Annotated in this window: 5 protein-coding genes; all 5 read left to right on the forward strand. The window is 66.8% G+C overall.

What is annotated here, in order from left to right; translation table 11 throughout:
* On the forward strand, positions 1-541 hold a 541-nt coding region (locus tag VFP86_08370; protein ID HET8999644.1), incomplete at its 5' end, for an ABC transporter substrate-binding protein.
* A gap of 78 nt (positions 542-619) precedes the next feature.
* Positions 620-2,227: an ABC transporter substrate-binding protein gene (locus VFP86_08375; protein ID HET8999645.1), complete on the forward strand. Its 1,608-nt coding sequence runs from the start codon at positions 620-622 to the stop codon at positions 2,225-2,227.
* Positions 2,228-2,239: 12 nt separating this feature from the next.
* Positions 2,240-3,259 carry an ABC transporter permease gene (locus tag VFP86_08380; GenBank protein ID HET8999646.1) on the forward strand — a complete coding sequence of 340 codons (1,020 nt, stop codon included), beginning with the start codon at positions 2,240-2,242 and terminating at the stop codon, positions 3,257-3,259.
* 2 nt (positions 3,260-3,261) lie between these two features.
* Positions 3,262-4,143 carry an ABC transporter permease gene (locus tag VFP86_08385; GenBank protein ID HET8999647.1) on the forward strand — a complete coding sequence of 294 codons (882 nt, stop codon included), beginning with the start codon at positions 3,262-3,264 and terminating at the stop codon, positions 4,141-4,143.
* Between the two features lie 364 nt (positions 4,144-4,507).
* On the forward strand, positions 4,508-5,308 hold an 801-nt coding region (locus VFP86_08390), incomplete at its 3' end, for a glucokinase (protein HET8999648.1).

The following is a 5,308-nucleotide window of genomic DNA, read 5'->3' on the forward strand; positions in this document are numbered from 1 at the left end:
GGCGCGCGCGCTCGTGCAGGAGTCCGGCCTCGCGCCGGTCAGGGGGAAACTCTCGTACGCCAGCGACCAGATCTCTTGGGGCATTCCGATCGCCATCCTGGCCCAGAAGATCCAGGCTGACCTCGCCGCCGTGGGGATCACCCTCGATCTCGACGGTCTGCCGATCGTGACCTCCCTCCAGCAGTACCGGAGCGGCAAGAACCAGTTTGGCGTGTGGGGATGGGCCGCCGACTATCCGGATCCAAGTGACTTCCTCGTCTGGGCGCCGGGCCGTGTCGTGGGCAAGCGTGCGGGCTGGCTGCCCTCGGCGGGCCCCGCGGCTCAGAAGTTGGCCGCGCTCGCCGATCAGGCGGAGGCGGAGGTCGAGCCGCACAAACGGATCGGGCTTCTGCAAGAATTCGATCGGACGCTCGGGCAGGTCGGCCCATTCGCACCACTGTTCCAACCCGCGGTCCCCTACGCATACCGCTCGAACATCCGGGGGGTCGCCTACCACTCCGTGTGGGCGATCGACATGTACCCGATTCGGAAGACCACATAGCGAAGGGCGGCAGGGAGGGCGATGCGCGTGGGTCGGATGTCGTGGCGAACGCACAAGAGAGGTGATCGACGCTCGGCGATGAACCGCCGCACCTTCCTGGGCGTCATGGGGCAGGGGATCGGGGTGGCGGTGGCGAGCCACCTGATGCACACGCGCACGGCGCGCGCGGCGCCCGCCGGCCGGGGCACCCTGGTGATGGCCCCCAGCTTTGTCATCCGGAGCCTCGACCCCGGCCACGTGTTGGAGCCTGTCGCCGAGATGGTCTGCCATGCGGCGTACGATTCGCTCGTCACCTTCGAGGGGGAGGATCTCCAGACACCAAAGCCCTCCCTCGCGACCAGTTGGAAGGTCTCGAGCGACGGCAAGACCTACACGTTTGCGCTCCGGCCGAACGTGAAGTTTGTCAGCGGCAACCCGATGACGTCGGCCGACGTGAAGTGGTCGTTCGACCGGATCATCAACCTCAAGGCGAATCCGACCTTCTTTCTCGACGGCGTGGAGGAGGTGCTCGCGCCGGACCAGCAGACGGTCGTCCTCCGGATGAAGGCTCCGCAGCCCTCGATCGTGCCGATTCTCTCGAGCCCGAGCCTCGGGATCCTCGACAGCAAGGTCGTCGCGGAGCACGGCGGCGAGTCCGGTCTGGACGCGAAAACCAAAGATCAAGCCGAGGCCTACCTCAACGGCCACTCCGCCGGCACCGGGGCATTTTCGATCGAGGGCTACACGCCCAATCAGGAAGTCGTCCTCGCCCGGAACCCGCGTCACTGGCGGGGTCTCGCCGCGATGGAGCGCATCGTCGTCCGCAACATTCCGGAGGCATCGACCCAAGCGCTTCAATTGGCGCGGGGCGATCTCGACATCGCGACCGGACTGGGCCGGGACAACGCGCAGACCCTGCGGCGGGTGTCGAGCATCAGCGTGCAGTCCAGCCGGGTCGCGACCTCGTTCGTGTTCATGGTCAATGAGGACCCGCAGTTGAGCGGGCAGTTGTCCAACCCCAAGGTGATTCAGGCGATCCGCTACGCCCTCGACTACGACGGCATCCTCACGATCGCCGGCCCGGGCGCGATCCGCATGGCGGGCGTCATTCCCAACACCCTCCCCGGGTCCCTTGACCCGCGGGAGGCGGTCCGGACCGACCGGGACAAAGCCCGCGCGTTGCTGCGGGAGGCCGGGCTCGCCTCGATCAAAGGGACGTTGATGTACTCCAGCGACGTGACGAACTACGGGATTCAGTACTCGCTCCTTGCCCAAAAGATCCAGGCGGACCTGGCAGCCGTCGGCATCGCCATCGATCTTAACGGGCTCCCGGGCACGATCAGCCTCCAGAACTACCGCGACGGCAAAGCCCCGGCGTTGTTCGGCGGATACGCCGCCGACTATCCCGATGCCAGCGACTTCCTCGTCTACCTCCCCGGCCGGCTCGTGGGTAAGCGGATGCGCTGGCCGGCGAACGCGACCCCGGCGACTCAGGAGCTCGCGCAGTGGGGTGACGAAGCCGAGGCGGAAGGGGATCTCCGCAAGCGTGTGGCGTTGCTCCAGAAGGTCCAGCGGCGTTTGTTGGAAATCGGCCCGTACGCCCCGCTCTTTCAGCCGGCGCTCCCGTGGGCGTACCGCGCCGACCTACGCGGCGTGACATTCCACAGCGTGTGGGGGGTCGACTTCTACGCGGTGCGCCGCGTGTAGGCCGGCCCCGGCGTGACGCTCCGGCGGTACATCACCCGGCGGGTGCTCGTGCTCCCGCTGATGTTGGTGGGGATCACGCTGTTGAGCTTTGTGCTGTCCCACGCCGTTCCGGCCGATCCCATCTCCGCGAACCTTGGAGAACAGGCTGCGGCGAACCCAGCTGCCGTGGCTGCATTCCGGCAGCGATGGGGCCTCGACCGCCCCCTCCCGCAGCAGTACGTCGTGTATCTCGCCCATCTGGCGCGTGGGGACATGGGGGTATCGATCTCGACGCACCAGCCGGTCGCGATCGATCTGCGGCAGCATCTCCCCGCGACGATCGAGCTCGCGGTGGCGGCGATGCTCCTGAGCCTCACCCTCGGTATCCCGCTGGGAATCGTCTCCGCGGTCCGCCGCGACAGCGTCATCGACCAGATCAGCCGCGGTGGGTCGCTGGTGGGCGTATCCATGCCCGTCTTTTGGCTCGGCCTGGTGGCGTTGCTGATTTTCTACGCCCGGCTCGGGTGGGTGCCGTCGCCCGGGCAGCTGAGCCCTCGCCTGCCCCGTCCGCCATTTGTCACGGGGTTTATCATTCTCGATGCCCTCCTGGCGGGCCAGGGCGACACCGCGCGTGACGCGATCGCCCACCTGGCGCTCCCGGCGCTCGTACTGGGCTCCTACAGCGTAGGAGTGATCACGCGCATGATGCGGGGCAGCATGCTGGACGTCCTCGGCGAAGATTACGTCCGGACCGCAAGGGCCAAAGGGCTTCCCCGTGTGATCGTCACCCTGCGGCATGCCGCAAGGAACGCCCTGCTGCCCGTGCTCACCGTGATCGGGCTGAGCTTCGGAGGGCTTCTCTCCGGCGCGGTGGTGACGGAGAGCGTGTTTGCGTGGCCGGGCCTCGGCTCGTACGCGTTCCGCAGCGCGACCTCGCTCGACTTCCCCGCGATCATGGGCGTGGGCGTCATCGTGGCCAGCGTCTACGTCTTGGTCAACCTGCTGGTGGACGTCGCGTACGCGATGGTCGATCCGCGCATCCGGATGGGTTGAGGATGGCGGCGTTGAATGCCTCCGCGCTTGCGGGTCCTCGAAGGACCAGGCTGACCGGATTTCTGCCGCGCGTGCTCGTCCGCTCTCCTCTGGCCCTCGTGTCGCTGGGGATGGTCTGCGTCTGGGGAGTCCTGGCCATCGCCGCGCCGGCGATCGCGCCGTATGGGCCGCTTGGGCAGGACATCGTTGGACGCCTCGCGCCACCGAGCCCCGCCCACTGGCTGGGCACGGATCCACTCGGCCGCGACATCCTCAGCCGAATTCTGTATGGCGCGCGGCTGTCAATTCCCGTCGGCATCGCGGCGGTGGCCCTGGCCATGTTGTTGGGGACGGTCATCGGAAGTGCCGCCGGTGCCGCGGGAGGGGTGGTGGACGAGGGCATCATGCGCGCGACCGACCTGATGCTGGCGTTCCCCACGGTCATTTTGGCGATGATCATCTCCGCGGCGCTGGGCGCAGGCATCCGCAACGCCGTCATCGCGATCATGGTGGCCTGGTGGCCGTCCTACGCGCGCTTCTCTCGGGGTCTCGTCCTGTCCGCCCGCGAGCGAGAGTACGTCGAGGCGGCCCGCGCTGCGGGCGCGTCCCCGCTTCGGGTGTTCCTCCGGCACATTCTGGTCAACATCCTGTCGCCCATCGTCATCCTGGGCACGCTGGACGTCGGCCATGCCATCCTGACGTTCGCGTCGTTGAGCTTTCTCGGGCTCGGGCCGCCGCCCCAGATTCCCGAGTGGGGCTCGATGATCGCGAGCAGCCGGGACTATCTGGATCAGTGGTGGATCGGAACCTTTCCGGGCCTGGCTATTTTGAGCCTCGTGGTGGCCCTCAACGTCGTGGGGGATAGCCTCCGGGATGCGTTGGACCCCCGGCTCCGCAAGGGGTGACGCGGCACAGCGTCCGGCGACTGCGACGTAGTCGACAGGTCTCCCTGACGTCGTCGCATTTCGGTTCGTGCACTCCCCGCCACAACGTGCGCCCGTAATTCTGTCATCCTACACGCCGACTCGGGGTGGTATGCTGGAATAGATCAGATCGGCGGCGTGGTTTGAGAAGACGGAGGTTGTCTATGCTCGAGCGACCATTGACCTTCAGCGCCCTCAAAAAAAGAGGAGTGTGTCTCAGTTGACCGTCCTCTCTGCTGCTCGGGTCGGCAGCACTCATCCTCTATAACGCAGCATACCTCCTCTGGCATCTGCCTGTGTGGATCGCTAACGTGCCGGCCCGGATCAAGGGTCGGTTCACAGCCTCGTGATCTTGCTGGCCGGCGATATCGGTGGGACGAAGACGGACCTGGCGGTCTTTTCGTCCGATGGGGGGCTCCGTGCCCCGGTCGCCGAAGCCACGTTTCGCAGCGCTGACTATCACAGCCTCGAGGCGCTGGTGCAGGAGTTTCTCAGCAAGGTTCGGCTCACGGTCGATGCCGCGAGCTTCGGGGTGGCCGGGCCGGTAATGGCCGGTCGGGTGAAGACCACCAACCTTCCCTGGCAGATCGACGAGGAGATGCTGAGGAAGACGCTGCGGGTTTCGCCTGTCCGGATGGTCAACGATCTCGGCGCGATCGCTCATGCCGTTCCCTTGCTCGAGCCGGCCGACCTCGAGACCTTGAGCGTGGGGACTCCTACTCCCGGTGGGGCCATCGCCGTGATCGCGCCGGGCACGGGCCTGGGGGAAGCGTTCCTCACATGGGACGGCACGATGTATCGGGCCCAGCCCTCGGAGGGAGGGCATGCCGATTTTGCGCCCACGACGGCGCGAGAGCTCGACCTGCTGCGGTTTCTCCAGGCTCGATTCGAGCACGTGAGCATTGAACGCGTCTGTTCCGGGCGAGGGCTTCCTAACATCTACGGGTATCTTAAGGAGACCGGCTTCGCCGAGGAACCGGCGTGGCTGGCGAAACAGCTCGAGACGGCGGCGGACCCGACCCCGGTGATCGTCAAAGCCGCGCAGGGCGACCCCCCGTGCGCGCTCTGTGTCGCCACCCTCGACATGTTTGTCGCCATCATGGGCGCGGAGGCCGGAAACCTCGCGCTCAAGGTGTTGGCCACCGGC

Source organism: bacterium (genome assembly GCA_035703895.1).
Classification (GTDB): Bacteria; Sysuimicrobiota; Sysuimicrobiia; order Sysuimicrobiales; family Segetimicrobiaceae; genus Segetimicrobium.